15 protein-coding genes, 1 tRNA gene and 3 pseudogenes are annotated in these 21750 nt (G+C 44.4%); 9 read left to right on the plus strand and 10 right to left on the minus strand.

Annotated features, from left to right (window positions below):
* Positions 1 to 805: 805 nt before the first annotated feature.
* The 3 genes and pseudogenes from ltrA to KKZ03_RS12565 form a co-directional block, all read right to left on the minus strand.
* Positions 806 to 2514, minus strand: a pseudogene (gene ltrA / locus KKZ03_RS12555) (group II intron reverse transcriptase/maturase).
* A gap of 867 nt (positions 2515 to 3381) precedes the next feature.
* On the minus strand, positions 3382 to 3561 hold the full coding sequence (locus KKZ03_RS12560; RefSeq protein ID WP_243217182.1) for a hypothetical protein: 180 nt from the start codon (positions 3559 to 3561) through the stop codon (positions 3382 to 3384).
* A gap of 229 nt (positions 3562 to 3790) precedes the next feature.
* Entirely contained in the window at positions 3791 to 4870 is a 1080-nt protein-coding gene (locus KKZ03_RS12565; protein WP_243217183.1) for a DUF3047 domain-containing protein, read from the minus strand.
* Positions 4871 to 4964: 94 nt separating this feature from the next.
* On the opposite strand from KKZ03_RS12565, the gene KKZ03_RS12570 reads away from it, so the two are divergent.
* Positions 4965 to 5729, plus strand: coding sequence for a helix-turn-helix domain-containing protein (locus tag KKZ03_RS12570; RefSeq protein ID WP_243217184.1), 765 nt, complete (start codon positions 4965 to 4967; stop codon positions 5727 to 5729).
* A 278-nt stretch (positions 5730 to 6007) separates the two neighbouring features.
* On the opposite strand, the gene KKZ03_RS12575 is transcribed toward KKZ03_RS12570, so the two are convergent.
* The 3 genes and pseudogenes from KKZ03_RS12575 to KKZ03_RS12585 all read right to left on the minus strand — a co-directional run bounded on the left by KKZ03_RS12575 (position 6008) and on the right by KKZ03_RS12585 (position 9389).
* A complete protein-coding gene (locus tag KKZ03_RS12575; protein WP_256452027.1) occupies positions 6008 to 7213 on the minus strand; it encodes a 2-isopropylmalate synthase in 1206 nt (401 codons plus the stop codon).
* A 77-nt stretch (positions 7214 to 7290) separates the two neighbouring features.
* Positions 7291 to 8816 (minus strand): annotated as a pseudogene (locus KKZ03_RS12580) (IS3 family transposase).
* 15 nt (positions 8817 to 8831) lie between these two features.
* Positions 8832 to 9389 (minus strand): hypothetical protein, encoded by a 558-nt coding sequence (locus KKZ03_RS12585; protein WP_243217186.1) that lies wholly within the window; start codon positions 9387 to 9389, stop codon positions 8832 to 8834.
* Between the two features lie 171 nt (positions 9390 to 9560).
* Between KKZ03_RS12585 and KKZ03_RS12590 the strand changes: the two genes are divergently transcribed.
* The 3 genes from KKZ03_RS12590 to KKZ03_RS12600 all read left to right on the plus strand — a co-directional run bounded on the left by KKZ03_RS12590 (position 9561) and on the right by KKZ03_RS12600 (position 11376).
* The gene (locus tag KKZ03_RS12590; RefSeq protein WP_371744726.1) at positions 9561 to 10031 is read left to right on the plus strand and encodes an Lrp/AsnC family transcriptional regulator; all 471 of its coding nucleotides are present in this window, start codon (positions 9561 to 9563) and stop codon (positions 10029 to 10031) included.
* Positions 10032 to 10327: 296 nt separating this feature from the next.
* Positions 10328 to 11083 (plus strand): IS5 family transposase, encoded by a 756-nt coding sequence (locus KKZ03_RS12595; protein ID WP_243217187.1) that lies wholly within the window; start codon positions 10328 to 10330, stop codon positions 11081 to 11083.
* Positions 11071 to 11376 carry a hypothetical protein gene (locus KKZ03_RS12600; RefSeq protein WP_243217188.1) on the plus strand — a complete coding sequence of 102 codons (306 nt, stop codon included), beginning with the start codon at positions 11071 to 11073 and terminating at the stop codon, positions 11374 to 11376. The genes KKZ03_RS12595 and KKZ03_RS12600 overlap by 13 nt, the downstream gene beginning before the upstream one ends.
* A gap of 629 nt (positions 11377 to 12005) precedes the next feature.
* Here the strand turns inward: KKZ03_RS12600 and KKZ03_RS12605 are convergent.
* Together KKZ03_RS12605 and KKZ03_RS12610 are read right to left on the minus strand one after the other, a co-directional pair.
* Positions 12006 to 12794, minus strand: coding sequence for an integrase arm-type DNA-binding domain-containing protein (locus KKZ03_RS12605; RefSeq protein WP_243217189.1), 789 nt, complete (start codon positions 12792 to 12794; stop codon positions 12006 to 12008).
* A 181-nt stretch (positions 12795 to 12975) separates the two neighbouring features.
* Positions 12976 to 13062: transfer RNA gene (locus KKZ03_RS12610), tRNA-Leu, on the minus strand.
* 91 nt (positions 13063 to 13153) lie between these two features.
* Between KKZ03_RS12610 and queA the strand changes: the two genes are divergently transcribed.
* The 3 genes from queA (at position 13154) to mfd (ending at position 18575) form a co-directional block, all read left to right on the plus strand.
* A complete protein-coding gene (queA, locus tag KKZ03_RS12615) occupies positions 13154 to 14185 on the plus strand; it encodes a tRNA preQ1(34) S-adenosylmethionine ribosyltransferase-isomerase QueA (protein WP_243217190.1) in 1032 nt (343 codons plus the stop codon).
* A 59-nt stretch (positions 14186 to 14244) separates the two neighbouring features.
* Entirely contained in the window at positions 14245 to 15000 is a 756-nt protein-coding gene (locus KKZ03_RS12620; RefSeq protein ID WP_243217187.1) for an IS5 family transposase, read from the plus strand.
* Positions 15001 to 15104: 104 nt separating this feature from the next.
* A complete protein-coding gene (gene mfd, locus KKZ03_RS12625) occupies positions 15105 to 18575 on the plus strand; it encodes a transcription-repair coupling factor (protein WP_243217191.1) in 3471 nt (1156 codons plus the stop codon).
* Positions 18576 to 18589: 14 nt separating this feature from the next.
* Here the strand turns inward: mfd and KKZ03_RS12630 are convergent, their stop codons facing one another.
* Complete coding sequence (locus tag KKZ03_RS12630) at positions 18590 to 18919, minus strand: multidrug efflux SMR transporter (RefSeq protein WP_243217192.1); 330 nt, start codon at positions 18917 to 18919, stop codon at positions 18590 to 18592.
* A 194-nt stretch (positions 18920 to 19113) separates the two neighbouring features.
* Here KKZ03_RS12630 and KKZ03_RS12635 point away from each other — a divergent pair, with 194 nt between their 5' ends.
* Complete coding sequence (locus KKZ03_RS12635; protein WP_243217193.1) at positions 19114 to 19479, plus strand: cupin domain-containing protein; 366 nt, start codon at positions 19114 to 19116, stop codon at positions 19477 to 19479.
* 344 nt (positions 19480 to 19823) lie between these two features.
* Here the strand turns inward: KKZ03_RS12635 and KKZ03_RS12640 are convergent.
* A pseudogene (locus KKZ03_RS12640) lies at positions 19824 to 21184 on the minus strand (IS4 family transposase).
* 53 nt (positions 21185 to 21237) lie between these two features.
* Here KKZ03_RS12640 and KKZ03_RS12645 point away from each other — a divergent pair.
* The gene (locus KKZ03_RS12645) at positions 21238 to 21744 is read left to right on the plus strand and encodes a hypothetical protein (protein ID WP_243217194.1); all 507 of its coding nucleotides are present in this window, start codon (positions 21238 to 21240) and stop codon (positions 21742 to 21744) included.
* Positions 21745 to 21750: the final 6 nt, after the last annotated feature.

The following is a 21750-nucleotide window of genomic DNA, read 5'->3' on the forward strand; positions in this document are numbered from 1 at the left end:
CTGCGGAGAAGTCCTGGACCCCTTGCCGTCACCAAAAATTTGAAAATCGAGGCCGCCTCGGGCTCCGAGGGTAATACTGCTACCGCAAATATAAAAAACAAAGCCAGAGGCTTAAACATGCCTCGTTTCTTGACACCATCAGTAAAGGAAAGGGTTTTGGTCGGCATTTGAGTGCCCTTGGTTGGCTCTTACGTTTTTGTTTTCCAATAGCGGGTGCGTTTAAACAAACGACACCAAAGTCCCATAGAATTTATTGAAAAGCCACAGATGGCGTGGCTTTATGCCATTTTCAAGCTTCCTAACTTTAACCATGTTTAACCGGCCATTTTTTGGGAAGCCTTAACTATCATTACTCAGTAGCTCGGAAGGCATACAAAAAACGAACATTTAAACAATAAGGAAGATTAGATAAAAACGTCTGATATTCCTATATGTTTTCTTATCGAATAAGCTGAAATTTCCGGTATTCATCGAATAATTCAGCAACGGCAGTAGTGCGCGGCAATACACTGGAAGTTTACGACTTGTCACCGCTCAAAATCCTATGGGACTTTGGTGTCGTTTGTTTAAACTTACCCTACTAAAATAAGACTATGTACGAAAGTCATTTATCCTACTTTCGTACACCATAAAAACCACCTGTACGGAACCGTTCGGTTTTGGACATATATGTCACAGTAGGAACGATGTTAATTCAGTATTTATGGGCACTGTAGGTCACTACTATCAAATGTCGGGTAGGAACAGTGTATTACTACGCCATTCCCCCCTAAGAACCGTGCATGCAACTTTCGCTGCACACGGCTCAAGCCTCTAAAAACCCTGTTTTACCAGAGCCGGTAGTTACCTTCTTATCGTGGTTATGAATTTGTCTATGACAGTTTGGATGTAATAACATGAGATTGAATAGGTTATCCTTACCGCCGTCTGTTTTACGTTGGATGTGATGAATATTCCATCCTGTTTCCTTCGTAATTTTTCATTGCAGTTCGGACAGACTCCTTCTTGCATATACCAAAGACTGAGCAATTTGTTCTTCCCTCTGAGATTTTCCTTCATTTGTAGGCCGAGCCTCTTTTCAAAGTATTCTTCCCAAATTGGATTAAACGGATGTGCTTCTGCTCTTATTTTGATATGTCGGCGAATTGGCGTATCACTGGCATTAACCAGCTTAACCATTTTTACGTCCCCTTTCTCTGTTCTTAGCATCGTACCAAATACCCAATTACGCAATCCTTCGCGTTTAAAATATCTGTCCTTTATCCATCGAAGTGGTTTATTTGGATGTCTTCGACAAGCCCATTGCCAAAGCTTTTTCCAGATGAAATGATCTACCTTTGAAAAGGTTTCCTTTGCCACCTGATTTTGATGATAATTAGCCCATCCGCGTATGACTGGGTTTAGAAGCCTAATTACATTTTCCTGCTTTGCCGTATGGTTTCCTTCGATTATCTGTCGAGTTTTTCGTAAGAATGCTTGCACATTCTTTTTCGCCGGTTTGATAAGAAGTTTCCCACCATATTTACGAATGTTCCACCCTAAGAAATCAAAGCCTTCATCAATATGCACAATCTTGGTTTTTTCTTCGGAAAGCAATAATCCTCTATCCTTCAAAAAGTCCGCAATAATTAATTTTGCCTTTTCCAGCGTTTCTTTCGTAGCGCCGGTGATAACAAAATCATCCGCATATCGAATGAAGTTAACTTTTTCTTTCCATCTCTTCGTACTGTTTTTTGTGCCAAAGTGCTTAGCCAGTTCGAGTTCCATGCCGTCTAAAACCATATTAGCCAACGTTGGTGAGGCAATACCCCCTTGAGGAGTGCCTGCTTGCGTTGGATACCAATTTCCTTTTTCAACAAAGCCACTTTTCAGCCATTTTTTGAGTACTGTTTTATCCATAGGTATATTAGCCAGTAACCAGTCATGACTGATATTGTCAAAGCATCCAGATATATCTGCATCTAAGACCCACTGAGCTGAATTTTTACTGACTAATGCCGCGAAGCCTTGTGCCGCCGCATCTCTACACGCTCTCTCTGGACGAAATCCATAAGAGTTGTAATCAGCTGTTGTTTCAGCAATGGGTTGTAAGGCAAACAGATGTAAAGCCTGCATTGCCCTATCCAACATAGTTGGAATCCCTAATGGACGCAATTTACCATTTGCTTTGGGAATATGGACTCTTCTCAATGGTTGCGGCTGATAGCCTCTTCGTTTGAGTGAGTTAATTGCCTTAGCTTTTTGTTCAGGAGTATTCCAAGTCTCCCCGTCTACTCCTGGGGTTTTCTTACCGCGATTTTCAGTTACTCGTTTTATTGCGACTGCTTTGCCGTAAGACGAATGCGTTAGCAGCCATTGTAAAGCTTTCGCTTTATTCCAGCGGCCTTCGCTTACTGCCTTTGCAATACGTACTTGCAGCCTTCTCACCATTCGAAGAGCTGGGCCCCAGTCAATACTGTGCCAACTAATTTCATAGTGGGAGGATGCACCGACTGCACAGGGTGTAGTCGTCATTTGCTTTTCCTCCTTGTGAGGGTTCTATAAGTTATCTTGCAATTTGAGACCAGTTGGAAGTCTGCACTCTTTCGAGCAAAATGTTGGCATTAAGCCTTAATCTCTATCTATTCCGTTACAGAATAGCCTTCGCTTTTTCCAACCTCCTATGCCCGCACTCCCAACGGTTTCCCTTACGGTCAACTTGCCTAAATAGGCAGGAATACGGGTTTACCGTGTTCCGTATAAATAACTAATGAAAGGGTTAGGTGCCAACTATCTCCCGATGGTTTTATTATCCCCGTTTGGTTATTCGCAAAAACCAAAACCAACCATTTTGCCTTTTGGCTAGAGTCTATCAGCATTTTTGACTCCTCGGATTTAACGAGATTTATCGTTGATTCACAAATGTTCACCTTACCTCTAAGCCTAGTTCCCTACCGCGTAATGCTCGCAGTTCTGCTTTGCCCTCACGGGTTCAACTTCATCTTTCGATTGGGTTACATTGTTAGAGTGGCTTCAAACATCACATTACTGTTAATGCCTGCACTCCTAGGCTACTGCCGGAAGAACGGCAGGTTTAGTCATTATTACTCAAGCTAAACAATTACTTATACGACTTCACGTCGCACTACGAAGTAATCCTTACGGTCGGCCATGTAGTCGAGCAATTGCGTACCACATTCGAAACTTTTTCCGATCGGCGAACCGGCAAGAATGCGAACTATAAGATGATTGATGCTGGACTATAGACTTTCAGATAAATAACTTCCAATTAGCATCCAAAATCACATTGATTTTAAAAGCTTTTTTCTGTTAGATTTGGAAATTTAATTTCTGAAAAACTATAAGTGCATTTTCGGCATTTTTATGTGAAGCCCGTCATTTTTATATTTTCATCGGATCATGCAGGATACACAAGGGAGAAACAATGCACAAACACTGTTCGGTGTTTTTAAGATTCCAACAGACAATAGCATCCTGAGCCTGCTTGATGCGGTAGAGCCTGCGACGTTGCGGTTTTGCTTCACTGGACATTTGCTGCATAATGGGTTCTATTAAGTGCATGGAAGCCTTTAGCGTGTTGGGCTGTTATCGTCGTTGACTACATCCCACGCTGGAGGCTTCCAGACTATTTTTAATCAAATCAAAACTGTCCGAAGTATTGCAATAATGAAGTGATATCATTTAACTCAAAATTTAAAACGGCAATGCGCCGAGTCGCATTAACTGGAGGACTAAAAGCTAGATAAATAGCCACTCTTGAGTCCTTAAATTTCATTAAATTCACCCCTAATTATACAGGTATTACACGACCATCACTCAGGAGGCTGATGTCTGCAAATTGACACACACCTTCTTCATGTTGAAAAAGACTGAGGGCAATCAACCAAACCTTTACGATATTATCTGGAATAACTCCGCTTATTGCGTCGCTGTAATCTTGATATATGTCCCGCTCCTCATTCAACCATTCGCCCAAGCCTTGGGAACCAGAACGGATGACAACATGGGTTTCGCGGGCAGTCCAGGTTGGAATTGGGCATCGATATACTGTTTCTGGCGGCAGTTCGGCGCTCCAGTAATAGGTAATATCTTGACCATTATCGAATTCGACCGCAATGCTTAAATAATCGTGGGTTGGCAGCGTATCCTCACGCACAGTGGAAGGTAGGGTGTCTATTTTCCATGACCAACGCAATCGGGTATTCGGTTTAAAGGGCAGAGAAACCGATCTTTGCAACAACCCGCCGTCATTGTGCGTATGACAGCAGATTGCCGGCTCTTTCATCGGTACTGCACGAGATTGGTAAACTTCCGCAGGCCCTGTAAACCACAGATAATCCCAGCCATCCGGCGTAATAATCGGCGAAACCAACCGATCTATTTCTCTTGCGATCAGGTTATTTGCGTCGCCGTATTCGACAAGACTTTTTAATCCATCCAACGTATCGCCTTGCCAGTGTATAAGTAACACGGCTAGATTGCCTGTTACCATATCGTACACTTCATCCGGGGTTGCCAATTCACCGGTTTTGCTAGACCATTCTCCTGGAAAATAACTGGCCAGATAAAGTCGCCCCGATTGCTCTACCGTAAAACTATGGCTATCGCGGGTGCCACGGAATATTTCGCCGTCTTGGCCGATACGAAACCAAAGCTGAAAGTTGGGTTCCAGGGTTATGGGCAGGTCTTTAAACTGGGTTTTACCAGCCGCGAAAGAGGTTAAATTATCATCGGCTTCAACATCAAGGCCAGTATCAAACCAAGGCTTTTGGTCGGATGGAATATCAAAAAAACGATGGTCATCAATAACGTTTTTTGCAACATTACCCAGTAATTCTGTAAAACGCGATTTAAATTCAATAACATTCATAGTAGGTTCCTTGATTATGGTGGGTGAAGCTCATGAAAATCAGCTGGAAGGATTATAATCTGATCATCACACTAATATCTTGTATGAACTAGCTATGTTAAAACTTTATCCTGCTTATATGCGCTTGTTTATCTGGCGAGGCCGATCGCTTTATTTCGGTCCGTCAGTACATTTGAATGCGCACGCCTATGCCACGGTGGTATTACATGTGGGCATCTACCGGCCTTTCAGGATAAAAATTGCAAACGGTGCATGGCAAAGTTGCCGCTGTGCGATTGTCCCCGCAGGTACCCAGCATGAGCTTGATTTTGAAGGCGGTATACATGGAAAAATATTTATTGAAAGAGACAGTTCCGATTTTTTGTATTTTAAGCGCCGCTTTACTTGCCCGGAACAATCGCTGTCATTTTTTCAGGACTTTGAACTGATCGATAAATTGCGCTGGATTTATGAACTCGATCCCGATAAATCCGTTATTGAAAACTGCCTGGATAGCTTGTTGCAATGTGATGGAGATCTGAATTTAGTGGTCGATCCACGCGTACAAGCGGCTATCAATCTGATTTGCAATGAGCCGGATTGCAATTTCTCGCAAGAATATCTAGCCGAAAGAGCTGATTTATCGTCGTCCCGATTTTTGCATTTGTTTAAAGAGCATACCGATGTCCCTTATCGACGTTTCAGGACATGGAAGCGCTTGTTTTTAGCATTGGAAAATTTAAACGCTATTGATAATATGACTATTGCTGCGTTAAATGCCGGATTTTCAGATGCAACCCATTTCAGTCACTGTTTTCGCGATAACTTTGGCATAAACCCGGCTTATGTATTCCGAGGCATTAATCGTTTTGAGGCTTGAGCGCTGAATACGCGTGAGTTCCTGCATTAAAAACAGTATAGGGGCTATTTGATAAATGATGAGAAGAGTATATTTTGATTGATTTGCTAAAACTTATGACCGTCGGCTGTTGTTAAGGCTTGTCCGACGCCTGCCCCCAGAGTTCTGGTGCATTCGGATAGTCCTGTGTTTTAAGGCAGGCATCTGACAAGCCTTAACATCAAGAGACGGTCGCGAGTGGCAGCTTTATGGCGATGAATATCGCAGAATAGAGTTCGGAAATATGGGCCAAGAATCGGTTACCTTTCCTTGGGTTGGAACTCATCGTTTCTGATACCCGCCAATCGATTGATGCCACTGATTAAGGCTTTAATCGATGCCGTGACTATATTGGTATCGATGCCTACACCGTAGCACTCGTAGTTGCCTTTAGAGTAAGTGAGCTCCATAAAAGCACAGGCTTGAGCATTGCCGGCCTCGCCGCTGGCACGGGTGGAGCGTTCTTCATAACTGCGTACCTGAACAAAGATGCCGATGCACTGCAGGGCATGAATAGTCGCATCGATAGGGCCATTTCCTACGCCTTCGAGTTGATATTTTTCGCCATCCACTTCGACGTTAAGTTTTATACCTTGGGCACTGCTGTGTTCAAATAGATGATGTTCCTCGTAACGCACGGGGTGCTCGCTTTCAAGATAGGTGCGAGAAAAGAGTTGCCAGATAGCGCTAGCGGTCATCTCACTGCCCTGCTTGTCAGTATCCCGTTGCACCTCGCCAGAAAACTCCACCTGCAAGCGGCGCGGCATGACTATTCCGTATTCGGTTTCAAGCAGGTAGGCCACTCCACCTTTGCCCGATTGGCTGTTGATACGGATCAGCGAATCGTAACCGCGTGCAACATCGGCCGGGTCGATAGGCAGATAAGGCACATTCCAGAAAGTATCGGGCTGCTGAGCGGTTAAGCCTTTCCTAATTGCATCCTGGTGAGAACCGGAGAATGCGGTGAAGACAAGGTCACCCACATAAGGGTGGCGAGGATGGATAGGCAACTGGGTGCAATGCTCTACAGTACGTGCGATGGCATTGATATCTGAGAAGTCCAGACCCGGCGCGACACCCTGCGTATAAAGGTTAAGTGCCAGCGTAACAATATCCACGTTGCCGGTACGTTCGCCATTACCGAAGAGACAGCCCTCGACCCGATCCGCACCGGCCATGAGGCCAAGTTCTGCTGCGGCCACGGCCGTGCCTCGGTCATTGTGTGGGTGCAGACTCAGAACCACACTATCTCGACGATCAAGATTGCGGTGCATCCATTCGATCTGATCGGCATAGATATTAGGTGTCGCAACTTCAACGGTAGCAGGAAGGTTAATGATGACCTTGTTCTGCGGGGTTGCGCCCCAGGCTGCTGTTACCGCGTTACAGATCTCAAGGGCGAAGTCTAGTTCGGTAGCAGTGAAATTCTCCGGGCTGTATTCGAGCACCCATCGGTAATTGTCAATGTAGTTGTCGCCTCGACGGTTAAATCTTACTCTGGTTTGTTTTCTAAATAATCACTTCCTTGGTAGCATTTTTTTGTTTAGACCTTGTCTGGGTTAAGGTGGGCTGTCTGGATTTTTTCCCAATTACGGGAACTTCCAGTCCAGCGTTGCGGATGTTTAGCACGTGCTGCTTCGTAGACGACTTTACGGTTATCCAGAAGCTTGTCGTCCAAGCCTTCATGGCGTTGCGCTGGAGTAATAAACCGAATAGCGCTGTGACGATGCTCATGGTTGTACCATTCCACTAAGCTTGTGACCCACTGACGCGCTTCCGTAACATCGGCGAACGGCTTTAGCGGATAGTTAGGACGATATTTCAAGGTCTTAAACAACGATTCTGAGTACGGATTATCGTTGCTAACCGATGGCCGACTAAACGAAGGCATGACACCCAGTTGTTGCAAGGTCGCCAGCATAGTCGATCCCTTCATCGGACTGCCGTTGTCAGAATGCAGGATAAGCTGTTCTGCCTGTATCCCTTCACGATGACAGAGATCACGTAACAATTCGCCAGCCAAGGCGCTGTTTTCTTCTTCATACACCTGCCAACCGACGATCTTTCGGCTGAAAATATCAACAAATAGATACAGATAGAAAAACTGTCCACGGATCAGTGATGGCAGATAAGTAATGTCCCAACTGTACAGTTGATTAGGTGCTGTAGCACATGCCGCGCGTGGCTTTGTTCGTGTTTGAGCCGGACGTTCGCTACGCCGATGGGTAAGCTGTTTTTCCTCGCGCAGGATGCGATAGAAGGTCGACTCAGACGCCAGATAGCTACCTTGGTCGGCCAGTCGTGGCACGATCTGACTCGGTGGCAGATGACCAAATTCATCTGAATTAGCGACGATCAGCACCTCGGCACGCTCGATTGCTGTTAGTTTGTGTGGCGGTTGATAGTCACGCAAGGGGCGTTGATCGCAGTGAATCGTCTCACCTGTCTGCCAGCGTTGTAAGGTACGCTCACTAAGTCCTAATACTTCACAGGCTTTAGCTTGACGTGCTCCCGCAGTTACTGATTCATTAAGTAAAGCAATCACTTGTTCGCGCTCTTCGTGGCCAGTCATTCGACCTCTCCCCCCAAGAGCGCCCGGAACTTTTTTTGCAGTACCAACAGCGCTGCGGCTTCTGCTAAGGCTTTGTCTTTACGCAATAAATTGCGCTCAAGGCTTTGGACTTCTTCTTTCAATATACGCAGGACCCGCGCTTCTTCACGCTTGTCTACTAAGTCATCCTGGCGGCAGAAATCAGCTTTCCATTGTTCCAACTGATGAATAAAAACGCCGCGTTCACGACACCAGGCATTTAAGTCTTCACCGATCAAATTATAGGTTTTTTGTAAAGCAGTAAAGCGTTCTTCAGAGCTCCAATCTTCGGGACGCTTTGATTTTAGCGGTGCAAGTTTGACGTCCTGTTCCTTCTGTTTCATCCAAGCCTTCAAGGTTGTTAAATGGATATTCAATTCGTTTGCGACGGACTGAACTGATTGGTCATTACTACGATTGTATACTTTTACCAGGGCCTGCTCTCTGAAGCCTACTGAATACCTTTTATATTTTTTCATTTCTACTCTCAAATTTTATTTTTTCTTAAAAGTTGAGGCGACAACTATTCTGACGCAGGGGGCCCATTCTGTTTCTAGTTGCTCACTGGCGAGCTGTTTCACCAACAGGACAGACGCAACCGCCATGTCGATAACTTCAGCTTTGCTAATGCCAAAGACTATTTCCCTAAATGGTCGTGATGTGGCGTTATAGACATGGACAATGGCTCTACGGGCACCGCGCAACGAGTCCATGGTACGCCGAATAAGGTGCTCGCGTGCCTGAGTGAGTACCTCGATAGTTACATCTGAAGGAATGTGGTTGCCGTTGATCAAGATCTGAACAAAATCGAAATCGGTCTGTGAGGCGGAAGGAAACGCTACCTCGATTTCCTTGAAACCGATGTCATAAAGGCTGCGGAACATGCGCATCTTGCGTTCGGAATCCATCGGTTCAAAGAGGGCTTGATTGCCATCGCGCAGATCGGTGCTCATCCAGATCGGTGGAGCAGTGATAGTTCGGTTCGGCCACTGACGGTTTGCAAGATCGACGGGGAGGAACGGGCGGTACTTGGTATTGGGATGTTTTAACATATTGGCGGCTCCAGTTTTGCATTGCTGTTTTGATGAGGATTATTTTAGCAAAGACTAAGCGGCATCTTATTGCGTTATGTGGCTTAACAGCGTATTGTTTTAGCAGAATATTTCAATATTATGTCTATATGGGCAATTTTGTATCACTTATAACTAATCCAAAACAATATAATGGAGCTTGATCGTTACGACAGTCAGATTCTTCGCGTGTTGCAGGAGGACGGACGAATCAGCAATCAGGATCTGGCCGACCGCATTGGTCTATCGACGTCACCCTGCCTACGGCGCGTTCGGGCTCTGGAGGAATCCGGCCTGATTATGGGTTATCGCGCCTTGGTCGATGCAAAGGCTTTGGGCTTGTCGTTACTGGCCTTGATTCATATTTCGATGGATCAGCATACGCCGGAGCGGTTCAGTCACTTTGAAGCGCAGATTTGCGAGATTCCAGAAGTGATGGAGTGCCTGCTGATAACCGGCCAGTCGGCCGACTATCAACTCAAGGTCGTTGTCCGGGACATGGATGCTTATCAGGAGCTGTTGCTAAACCGCATTACCCGGATCACGGGCGTTACCGGGGTGCATTCGAGCTTTATTCTGCGCCGGGTGGTGAACAAGACCGCGCTGCCAATTGAAGAAGCATAGGCCTTCATCGTCTTTAATCGCTTGCTTTCGAACATCCCTGATGAAGTTATCGCCACTGTCTTCACAAAATTTATTAATTCCACCACGAATAAAGATCATTTAACAGCCCTGCTTGGATGAAGTAAGGTTTCAACTGATTTTTTCAATTTGGAGTTATTTATGAATACCCTTGTTAAACTCGCAACCATTTTATTCATGTTCGCATTCGAAGCGGCATCGGCTAACGAATAAAAGTTCGCCATCCTAGGTTCTGTTGACGTTTCACCAATCCGGTAGAATAAGTCGTTTTGAATGAAATGAAGCGGATAACATTAAGTGATGAAGAGTGGACTCGTATTTTGGCAAGCTTAAAAAAATTGCCTGGAGTTCATATCGGTTTACCCGATATTTGCAGGCAGTTTGTTAATGCCATTTTGTGGATATTACGTACGGGAGCACAGTGGCGTGTATTACCGTCAACGTATGGTAAATGGAATAGCATCTTCAAGCGTTTTTCACGTTGGTGTATCAATGGCATATGGGGTGAAATTCTCTGTCATCTTGCTGAAGACGCTGATTTACAAGATGTTTCCATGGATGGTTCAGTTATTAGAGCACATGCCTGCGCAGCTGGAGCGGCATATAGTTCTGCTGAGAATGAAGCACTTGGGCGCTCCAAAGGTGGATTTGGTTGTAAGATTCACGCGCTTTGTGATGGCTTGGGCATGCCCATCAAATTTATCCTGACAGGCGGGCAGGAGGCTGAATGCAAGCAAGCCATATCTTTATTGGAAAATGTTAATGCTTCAGCCGTTTTAGCAGACAAAGCCTACGACACGAACGAGTTGCGGGAGTGGTTAGCCAGTCGTGAAATAAAAGCGGTTATCCCACCTAAATCGAACCGAAAAGAAGATATTGAGTGCGATTATTGGCATTATAAGGAGCGGCATGCCATTGAATGTATGTTCGGTAAGCTCAAGCACTATCGCAGAATTGCTACACGATATGAGAAAAAAGCTATTAATTACATGGGGATGCTATCATTTTCCTCGGTGCTTTTATGGCTGAGGTGAAACGTCAACAGAACCTAGTCAATCTCGATACCGGATCGGGCAATGTCACTATTACCAACCAGGGTCGCATCATCATGAGCGTGCATAAGTTTTATCTGCCGAAATACACGGTGGTCGAGTATAAAAATAAAGTGCTGGTGCCGTTTCCTAATAAAAAATTGGCAGATGCTGATTCCATGTCAAAGCTGAAACTTGATTCCGTACTGGGCATCCGCAGTGATGCCAATGGCATCGTCTGGATGCTGGATAATGGCATGCGTAGGGGTGTAACCCCTAAGCTAGTAGGGGTTTGAAGTCCAATGGTACGAAAACGTACGTTAGCGTCTATGTTAAGTTGCATTTCAATAAATCATAAAGCCGGCGATTCTATTTCAACTTATTCGAGTAGATGTCTTGTTTAGAAACTTAGCATGATCATTCTTTGTATTTAGATAAGCCAACCGATGTAAGTATGCCCACGGGAAAAAAGTAATAGAAAATAAACTCATTAGTTTACCTATAGATAGAGCACTAGTAATCAGTCAATCTGATAATGTCGGATACCATGTCAGTAATTTCGTTATTACAGGGCTACTTTTATCCGACATATCAACGCTGACTGAGTACTAGTACTCAGTCAGCATTGTTATGTCGGCTCATAGTCCCCATATAATGAGTTTATTCATTAATAGCGCTGGCACAATTGGCAAAGAAATATATTGTAAGACTAACGAAAGATGAGCGTCTTTATCTGGAAAGTTTGATTCATACCGGAAAAGTCGCTGCCCACAAAAGGCTTCACGCTGAAATTCTATTCAAAGCAGACATTAGTGAGTTGGGCGTAAAATGGGCTGATAACCAAATCAGTGTAGCCTTTGGCATTTCAACGCGCACAGTTGAACGGGTACGGGAACGTTTAGTTCAAGAAGGTTTGGAGTCCGCCTTAAATCGAGCGAAGCCAATCCGTGTTAAAAGTCGGGTTATCGATGGTGAAAAGGAATCTAAAAGCACACTGCACCACAAAGGTTCCTTGATAACAACCTATGTCTCTCAACAATTGCGCCACGTCTTTAGGCTCGGTTAAAGCGGCTCTGTGTTTTGCTTTCTGTGCGGGTATCTGTGTCGCTACTGCTTGGGCTGGGTCGTAATCAGTAAAGCCGTGTGCTATTGCGTAGCCAAAGGCGGCGGCTATATCACTACAGACTCTATGAGCGGTTTCCAGCCGGTTAAACAGTGGCTTAATCAAACTGAATATGTCTGGTGATTTAACTGCATTAATAGGCATGCCACCAATGACAGGGAATACATGAACTTCAAAGCGTCTGATTTTTTTACTGTGGGTTATCTCTCTGACAAGATGGGTAGTAGATGCTAACCATTCGCGGGTGATGTGCTCAAAGCTGTTAAGGATGGGTAACCCTGCATCAGCACGGATTATGTTTTCAGTCGCCAATTGTTTAATGGCCTTTTCTTCTTTTCTAGTGTCGCTGGGGTCTATGCCTTTTGCAATAGCTTCACGCGCTTTTACTCTGGCATCGCTTAATCCAGTGGCAGGATAAACACCAAGGGATAGTGTTTTACGCTTATTTGCGGATGTGTAATCAAAGCGCCACCATTTAGCGCCATTGGATTTAACGAGGATATAAAGCCCCTCACCATCATTAAGCCGTTTGTCTTTATCTTCCAGCTTTGCGTTACGGATAGTCACGTCTTTCAGTAAGTCTTTAGCCATTTGCAGTAACTCAGGTAATTTGCAGTAACTTTTGTTACTGCTTCAAAGCTACTGTAAAACTTACTGCATAAAGTGTCGAGTGTTACTGTACTTCCTAGTACATCGCCGGACAATAAAAAACCCGCGAAGCCTTACGACTTGCGGGTTTATGTATTTCTTTGCACGGTAATAAATCCTCGAATGGTACCGAGGGCCGGAATCGAACCGGCACGAAGTTACCCTCACCGGATTTTGAATCCGGCGCGTCTACCAGTTCCGCCACCCCGGCAAAGAAGGGTTATTATAAGAACAATTTTTCAAAAAAGCCAGTTTATTTTTTAAGGTGTATTCATTGGCTTAACCTGTTACTATCGCAGGCTATGAAAAAAAGTGATTTTAACTACCTGTTACCCGATGCGTTAATTGCGCAAAAACCCTTGGCAGAACGTGATGCCAGTCGCTTGTTGTGTATGGATAGAAACACGGGTGAAATAACTGATCGGTTATTTACCGATTTTATTGATTTAATACAGCCTGATGATTTGCTGGTTTTTAATGATACCAAGGTGATCCCGGCCCGACTGTTTGGTAGTAAACAGTCGGGCGGTAAAGTCGAGATTCTGATTGAACGCATTGTTGACGATCACCATGCTATTGCTCATGTTAGAGCCAGTAAATCGTCAAAGCCGGGCACATTGATCAAGCTCGATGAGGGTTATTGTTGTGTCGTGCAGGGCAGGGTAGATGATTTATTTGAGCTGGAGTTTGCTGATGTAAACTTACTCTGGCTTTTGGAAAAAATCGGTCATATTCCGCTGCCACCTTATATTACCCGCGCCGATGATGAATCCGATTTAACGCGTTATCAAACAGTATTTGCCAAAGAATCAGGTGCGGTAGCGGCACCGACAGCCGGTTTGCATTTTGATCTGGCGATGATGGATAAAATTAAAGCCAAAGGTACACAAACGGCTTTTGTGACCTTGCATGTTGGTAGCGGTACCTTTCAACCTGTGCGAGTGGAAGAATTATCCGAACACCTGATGCACAAAGAATATTTTGCTGTGTCTCAAGCAACGGTTGATGCGGTACAGCAAACCCGCGCAAGAAGCGGGCGGGTCATTGCCATTGGTACGACGGCAGTCAGGGCATTGGAGTCAGCTTCTAACAGCGGTCAACTGGAACCCGGTTTTGGTGATACCGATTTGTTTATTACCCCCGGTTATCAATTTAAGTCAGTCGATGCCATGCTGACCAATTTTCATCTCCCTGAATCCACCTTGTTGATGCTGGTTTCAGCGTTTGCGGGTTACGATTCCATTATGAACGCTTATAGCCATGCGATTGATCAGTCTTATCGGTTCTTTAGTTACGGTGATGCGATGTTTTTGAGTTGGCGCATAGGTAGATAAAGTTTGTTAGGTTCTGTTGACGTTTCACCAATCCGGTAGAATAAGTCGTTTTGAATGAAATGAAGCGGATAACATTAAGTGATGAAGAGTGGACTCGTATTTTGGCAAGCTTAAAAAAATTGCCTGGAGTTCATATCGGTTTACCCGATATTTGCAGGCAGTTTGTTAATGCCATTTTGTGGATATTACGTACGGGAGCACAGTGGCGTGTATTACCGTCAACGTATGGTAAATGGAATAGCATCTTCAAGCGTTTTTCACGTTGGTGTATCAATGGCATATGGGGTGAAATTCTCTGTCATCTTGCTGAAGACGCTGATTTACAAGATGTTTCCATGGATGGTTCAGTTATTAGAGCACATGCCTGCGCAGCTGGAGCGGCATATAGTTCTGCTGAGAATGAAGCACTTGGGCGCTCCAAAGGTGGATTTGGTTGTAAGATTCACGCGCTTTGTGATGGCTTGGGCATGCCCATCAAATTTATCCTGACAGGCGGGCAGGAGGCTGAATGCAAGCAAGCCATATCTTTATTGGAAAATGTTAATGCTTCAGCCGTTTTAGCAGACAAAGCCTACGACACGAACGAGTTGCGGGAGTGGTTAGCCAGTCGTGAAATAAAAGCGGTTATCCCACCTAAATCGAACCGAAAAGAAGATATTGAGTGCGATTATTGGCATTATAAGGAGCGGCATGCCATTGAATGTATGTTCGGTAAGCTCAAGCACTATCGCAGAATTGCTACACGATATGAGAAAAAAGCTATTAATTACATGGGGATGCTATCATTTTCCTCGGTGCTTTTATGGCTGAGGTGAAACGTCAACAGAACCTAGTACATGAAACTTTAAGAAACGAGTGATAAACTTGATTCAACTTAAAATAATGCTTAACTTAACAACTCACTTATAGCTGCTACCGAATGGCTGATACACTCATTTTTTCTCTTACTGTTCCTCAAGCAAAAGATCAGCCGGTCATTTGGACCGGTTTAACCGGATGCGGTGATTCTCTGGCGCTGGCTTCGGCCATTAAAAATGAAAATCGTCTGTTTGTCATTGTTACCCCTGATAATCAAACGGCCTTACGTCTTGAGCATGAGTTGGCGTTTTTTTTACAGGGCGAGCATCCTATTTTGCAGTTTCCCGATTGGGAAACGCTACCTTATGATGTTTTTTCACCGTTACCGCAAATTATTTCGGAGCGCTTAAAAACGCTGGCTTTACTGCCTCAGGTGAAACGCGGTGCGCTAGTGGTATCAGTGACTACGTTAATGCATCGACTGGCACCAAGAGAGCATGTTTTAGCCAATAGTTTTTCTATTAAAATCGGTGATGATTTTAATCTGGATCTTAACAGGCTCAAGCTTGAAAGTGTCGGCTATCAGTGCGTGTCGCAAGTCTATCAGCATGCTGAATTTGCAGTTAGAGGCGCGATTGTCGATTTATTTCCGATGGGCAGTAAAGTGCCTTTTCGTATTGAATTGTTTGATGAGGAAATTGAATCTATTCGTACTTTTGATCCTGAAACCCAGCGGTCATTAGAAAAAATTGAGCAGATTCAGTTATTTCCGGCACGGGAATTTCCGTTTACGGATGAGTCCATCAAGCATTTTCGTCAGGCCTTTAGAGCTGCTTTTCCTGAAGTATCGCCAAAAAATACGTTGTATGTGGATGTCAGCAAAGGCATTACGCCCAACGGTATTGAATACTATTTGCCGCTGTTTGTAGAGCAAACGGCGGCTTTGTTTGACTATTTACCGTCATCGGCAGTTTTAGTGGTATCTGATACTTTTGATGCGACCGCACAGGCTTTTTATGCAGAAGCCGATGAGCGTTTTCAGCAACGAAAATATGATATTGAAAGGCCGGTATTAAAGCCTGAACAGTTGTTTTTATCGGCTGAGGAATTGGCGACAAGAACCGCCGCATTCGCGCGTATTACCCTGGATAATAACGAGACGGTTAATGGCATTGCTTTTGCCTGTCATCCGTTGCCTAATGTAACGCTGGATGCCAAGCTCAATGAGCCAGCCAAGGCTTTGCAGCAATTTATCCAGGCATTTGACGGTAAAATACTTTTTGTGGCGGAATCGGCAGGACGCCGGGAAGCTCTGATTGATAAGTTAAGGTCTTATAAAATCACCGTTAAACAGGTAGATAGCTGGCAGGCATTTTTAACGTCCGAGGTATCGCCGTGCATGTTGGTCGCACCGATGGAATATGGTTTATGGCTAGGGCCTGATCAAAATAAATCACCCGCCATTGCCATTATCACGGAAAGCCTGTTATCCGGCGAAAAAGTTCTGCAACGGCGCAGAAGGCGCAAGTCTGCGGCTCGTGAGTTGGAAAATATTGTCAATAATCTTAATGAATTGACCATAGGTTCACCGGTTGTGCATCAGGAACATGGAGTCGGTCGCTACCTGGGGTTACAAACCCTTGAAGTGGGCGGTATTAAAGCCGAATTTCTGACGTTGGAATATGCCCATAACGACAAGCTTTATGTACCCGTTTCATCATTACATGTGATTGGTCGTTATACAGGCATGAGCCCTGAAAATGCACCTTTACATAAGCTGGGTGGGGATCAGTGGGGAAAACTTAAGAGCAAAGCTATCGCGCGTATCAGGGATGTTGCTGCGGAATTATTGGAAATTCATGCTAAAAGAGCATTGAAGAAAGGTCATGCTTTTGTTATTGAAGATGCCGATTATCAGGCGTTTGCCGATGCCTTCCCCTTTGAAGAAACTCCCGATCAACAATCTGCCATTGAAACCATATTGGAAGATATGGCCAGCCCTCATCCAATGGACAGGGTGATTTGCGGCGATGTGGGTTTTGGTAAAACCGAAGTTTCGATGCGGGCGGCATTTATTGCCGTGCAAAGTGGCAAGCAGGTAGCGGTATTGGTGCCGACTACTTTATTGGCTCAGCAGCATTATCAAAATTTTCGGGATCGTTTTGCCGATTGGCCGGTTCGTGTTGAAGTGATGTCGCGTTTTGTTAGTCCCAAGCAGCAAAAACAAATTGCCGAAGAATTGGCCGACGGCAAAGTCGATATTGTTATTGGTACGCATACCTTATTGTCCAATGAACTTAAGTATAAAGCGCTGGGACTGGTGGTTATTGATGAAGAACACCGCTTTGGTGTGCGTCAAAAAGAACACTTTAAAAAAATGCGTAGTGAGCTGGATCTTCTGACCCTAACCGCCACGCCTATTCCACGAACCTTAAATATGGCGATGGCAGGATTGCGGGATATTTCCATTATTGCCAGCCCACCGCCTAATCGTCATGCGATTAAAACCTTTATTAGTGAATGGGTCGATGCCCAAATCAGGGAAGCTTGCCTGCGCGAGATTAAACGCGGCGGCCAAGTGTTTTTTCTGCACAATGAAGTCAAAAGTATGGACAAAATGGCCAGGCAACTGGCCGAATTAATACCGGAAGCGCGGATTGAAATAGCTCATGGCCAATTGCCGGAACGTGAACTTGAGCGCATCATGCTGGATTTTTATCATCAGCGCTTTAATTTATTGTTGTGCTCCACGATCATCGAAAGTGGTATCGATATTCCCAGCGCCAATACCATTATTATTGATCGGGCCGATAAATTAGGGCTGGCACAATTACATCAATTGCGCGGTCGAGTGGGTCGATCACATCACCGGGCTTACGCGTATTTTATCGTGCCGCCAAAATCCTTAATGAGCAAAGATGCGATGAAGCGACTGGAAGCGGTTGAAGCCTCCGGCGATTTAGGCGCAGGGTTTATGCTGTCATCACATGATATGGAAATTCGTGGTGCCGGTGAGTTGCTGGGTGATGATCAAAGCGGTCAAATTCAGGAAATCGGTTTTAGCTTGTACACAGAACTGCTGGAGCGCGCGGTTAATTCCTTAAAATCAGGTAAACAGCCGGAACTGGATACGCCGATGAACAGAGGCGCTGAAGTTGATCTACAAACAGCGGCACTTATTCCTGAAGATTACCTGCCCGATATTCATGCGCGATTGGTGTTGTATAAACGCATATCCAGTGCCGATACGTTAGCCGATTTACATGAACTTCAAGTAGAAATGATAGACCGTTTTGGCTTGTTGCCAGAGCCGGTTAAAACCTTGTTTAGTGTTACTGAATTAAAACAAAAAGCGGAAAAATTGGGCATCAAAAAAATAGAAGCCAATGTTGCAGGTGGGCGGATTATTTTTACCTCGGAACCCAATATTAATACAGAACAGTTGATTACCCTGATACAAACTCAGGCAAAATGTTATAAATTTGACGGTGTGGATAAGTTAAGATTTATCAAGCCGTTTGAAACGACAGAACAAAAACTTGAGTTTATCAACAGGCTAATGGCAACATTAAGGCTGGAAGCCGTTAAGTAGCCCCAGTATTGCGTTCAGTGTATTGTCGTCTTGGAAAAAAGAACCAGTACAATCACGCCGGCGATTATCAGGGTAATGCCAATAATAGCCGCCATGTTGAGTGCCTGATGATAGATTATCCAGCCAATCAGTGCGAGCAGGGCTATGCCAACACCGGACCAGATGGCATAGGCGACACCGAGCGGTATGGTACGCAATGTCAGTGAAAGAAAGTAGAATGACGATGTGTAGCCAATAACGACAAGCAACGAGGGAACCCAGCGCGTAAAACCTTCTGTGGTTTTAAGTGCGGAAGTTGCAATAACTTCAGACATGATTGCTATTGACAGATAGATCCACTGCATGGTTTTACTAAAGCCTGAGGTAAAGTTGGCCGGACGTTGGCCAAAGAAAGTATAAAAGAAGATAACGACGTTTCGATTATGTTTGTTGTCAGGCGTATCTTACAGTAATTTGTAAACATCTATTTAATTGCCTTTTGTCTAACGCGTTATCGACCAACGATAATGATCAACTATTTCAGGAGAGTAACCCCATCATGCAAATACAAATTTTAAAACCCGATGAAGCTGATCAATTCTACTTCGATGAAGGTTGTTTTATTTTGGAATTATCAAATTCACCAGAAGATCCGGGTATGTCTATTGCCAGAGCCACGGTTAAGGCCGGGGTGACCACCAAATTGCACCGTTTAAACGGCATTGTCGAAAGATACGTTATTTTGTCAGGGAGTGCAAAAGTTGAGGTAGGTGAGTCGGGGGAGCAACAGTTATCAGCAGGCGATGTGGTTATTATTCCATCCTTGTGTTCGCAAAGAATTACCAATACGGGTACAGAAGATCTGGTTTTTTTAGCCATCTGCACACCACGTTTTACTGAAAAAGCCTATGAAAATATAGAGTAGGTTTGGGGATAATTATTCAGCCCCCGGCTTTGAAAAAGAGGAGTTAGGGGCAAGCCATTCCGAGAGTGTGTTGATTTTTGGTTGTAACTGACTGGCAAATCACGGCCAATACCGGACACCGAACAACACTGAAGTTATTGGTGCTTGCTTGAATTTATTTTTGAGAGAAAATATTTTTTTAGTTTGTTGTTGTGTTCTATCAGTTTAGTCGGTGGATTAAGCGGTGTGGAACTTAATGGCATAACAAAGTGACTATCAAAAATAAATATGATAGAATCGACAAAAATAAATAAAAGCTATAAGGATATACACTAATACTGCTACCGCAAATATAAAAAACAAAGTCAGAGGCTTAAACATGCCTCGTTTCTTGGCACCATCAGCAAAGGAAAGGGTTTTGGTCGGCGTTTGACTGCTCTTGGCTGGCTCTTACGTTTTTGTTTTCCAATGGCCGTTGATGCCATCGCTTTTAATAATTCACGCAAGGCGCTTATGAGTTGGTTCCCTGTCAAGCCTACCATCTGCTTGGCGGCTTGAATGACCAGTTGCACTGCTGACCTGAAACTCAGTTGGCGGGGTATCTTCTCATGCAGGCTGGCTGCCTGTGCCAAATTGCCACGAATGATGTTGTATGCCAATAAGTGGATAGCTATCTCCTTGCTTACCATGTCAGGTTTTTTGCACCGTAATATTTCCATGCCCATATTGGTTTTGATGGAACGAAAATCCAGCTCAATTTTCCAGCGCTGCTTATAAAGCATAGCCAGCTCTTGCTTATGAAAGCCCTTTGCATTTAGTAAGGTGGTCAAATAGATTCTGCCGTTTACCGCAAACTCTCGGACGGTAATCGATTCCGGCAAGTCGCTATAGTCCTGCTTGGACATCCACACCGGTTTCCGTTTGGGTTTCGTCCAGTCAATCAAATGATCTCTTGCACCCAGGTAGACACCCAAGCTGAAATCTACTTTTTTCCGGGCATGTAGTGGAAATAGCACAGGAATTTCACGAGCCTGCAAGAGCGCAATAATGGCGAAGGTACAGTAATAGCGGTCCGCCATCAGCAAGTCGCCAACTGACAGGCTGCCAAACAGTTGACTGAGTAACGATGTTTCGCCAGTTCCTTTGCCTTGATAGGCTCCCAGGCTATAGTCGAGCACGGTTCCTGCAGCCAAAGAAATCAACACAACCATGCGAGCAATCGGAAAGCCCAAACCAGGCTTTTGACTATCCAGCTGAGGAAAGTCTGCCTGATTCTCTGGTGTATCTGGCATTTGCACCGTTGCTCCATCAGTAAGGACAACGTTATAACCCTTCCATCGCCACGCGGCCAGAGACTGGTTATGAAGACGCAAACCAGCAGCTGTGGTGGCTGCTCTGAGTTCCTTTAGTGGTAAGCGTTGTCGGGCTTTACAGTAAGGTCCCGTGTTAACCGTATTGGCTGATTGTCCATCGACGATACGATCAATCAATACGCCTGCCACTGCCTGTTTACAGGAACCGTCATCACTTAATACTTGGAAAATGAAAGCTTTAAGCGTGACTAAGGGCAAGAACACCGAGGAGCGTTTATGCGGGGTATTGGCGATAATGTTGGTAATGCTGTCGGCTGAAAAAAATCCTCAACACCTAGTCCTTGGGATTGCAAAAATGACTTTTTGAAGCGGTCAATTTGCTGCTGAATACGGTTTTTTTTAATAGCTGGCATGGTTAAGTTATTGATCAGACTTTGTAATACTCAAAATTCTACCAGAATAGTGCTTGATCTTTATCTTATTATTTGCGTATCTAACTGTAACTTATAGATTAATTACATTTGCGGTAGCAGTATTAGGATATACACCTTATTTTGGGATTTTAAAAGACACCTTTTTAGGTGTCTACTTTACGTTAGGCTTTCCAAAAGAAAAAATAAAAAGAGATAATATGACTATGGTTTTTTGCAGAGGTTATGGGAAAGAACTTCATGAAACAGCTTCAATGTGTCCGCATTGTGGCTTTGTTCAACCAATTCAATCTGTACTTATAAAAGATTCACAATGGATGTCAGTGACCGCACTTGTATTATCGGTCATGTATTTTCTTAGTTGGTTTAATCTGCCTGATTGGGATAAGGATGTGAAGGTTGGGCTGTGGATGTTTTCAATTTCTAGTCTCGTACTTGCTGTTACAAGCATACAACAAAAAAGGAACGGTAAAATATTTTCGTTTATCAGCATTGCTGTATTTGTCATTACTATGCTCATACTAATTGGGAAATCAACGTAGATATTA

Source organism: Methylobacter sp. S3L5C, assembly GCF_022788635.1.
Taxonomy (GTDB): Bacteria; Pseudomonadota; Gammaproteobacteria; order Methylococcales; family Methylomonadaceae; genus Methylobacter_C.

Coding starts and splice junctions, on each gene's coding strand:
- KKZ03_RS12620 (WP_243217187.1), top strand. CDS start 14,245: ATGAAGCGGATAACATTAAGTGATGAAGAGTGGACTCGTATTTTGGCA.
- KKZ03_RS12565 (WP_243217183.1), bottom strand. CDS start 4,870: ATGAATGTTATTGAATTTAAATCGCGTTTTACAGAATTACTGGGTAAT.
- KKZ03_RS12570 (WP_243217184.1), top strand. CDS start 4,965: ATGTTAAAACTTTATCCTGCTTATATGCGCTTGTTTATCTGGCGAGGC.
- KKZ03_RS12600 (WP_243217188.1), top strand. CDS start 11,071: ATGGCTGAGGTGAAACGTCAACAGAACCTAGTCAATCTCGATACCGGA.
- KKZ03_RS12630 (WP_243217192.1), bottom strand. CDS start 18,919: ATGCAGTGGATCTATCTGTCAATAGCAATCATGTCTGAAGTTATTGCA.
- KKZ03_RS12595 (WP_243217187.1), top strand. CDS start 10,328: ATGAAGCGGATAACATTAAGTGATGAAGAGTGGACTCGTATTTTGGCA.
- KKZ03_RS12635 (WP_243217193.1), top strand. CDS start 19,114: ATGCAAATACAAATTTTAAAACCCGATGAAGCTGATCAATTCTACTTC.
- KKZ03_RS12585 (WP_243217186.1), bottom strand. CDS start 9,389: ATGTTAAAACATCCCAATACCAAGTACCGCCCGTTCCTCCCCGTCGAT.
- queA (WP_243217190.1), top strand. CDS start 13,154: ATGAAAAAAAGTGATTTTAACTACCTGTTACCCGATGCGTTAATTGCG.
- KKZ03_RS12590 (WP_371744726.1), top strand. CDS start 9,561: ATGGAGCTTGATCGTTACGACAGTCAGATTCTTCGCGTGTTGCAGGAG.
- mfd (WP_243217191.1), top strand. CDS start 15,105: ATGGCTGATACACTCATTTTTTCTCTTACTGTTCCTCAAGCAAAAGAT.
- KKZ03_RS12560 (WP_243217182.1), bottom strand. CDS start 3,561: ATGCACTTAATAGAACCCATTATGCAGCAAATGTCCAGTGAAGCAAAA.
- KKZ03_RS12605 (WP_243217189.1), bottom strand. CDS start 12,794: ATGGCTAAAGACTTACTGAAAGACGTGACTATCCGTAACGCAAAGCTG.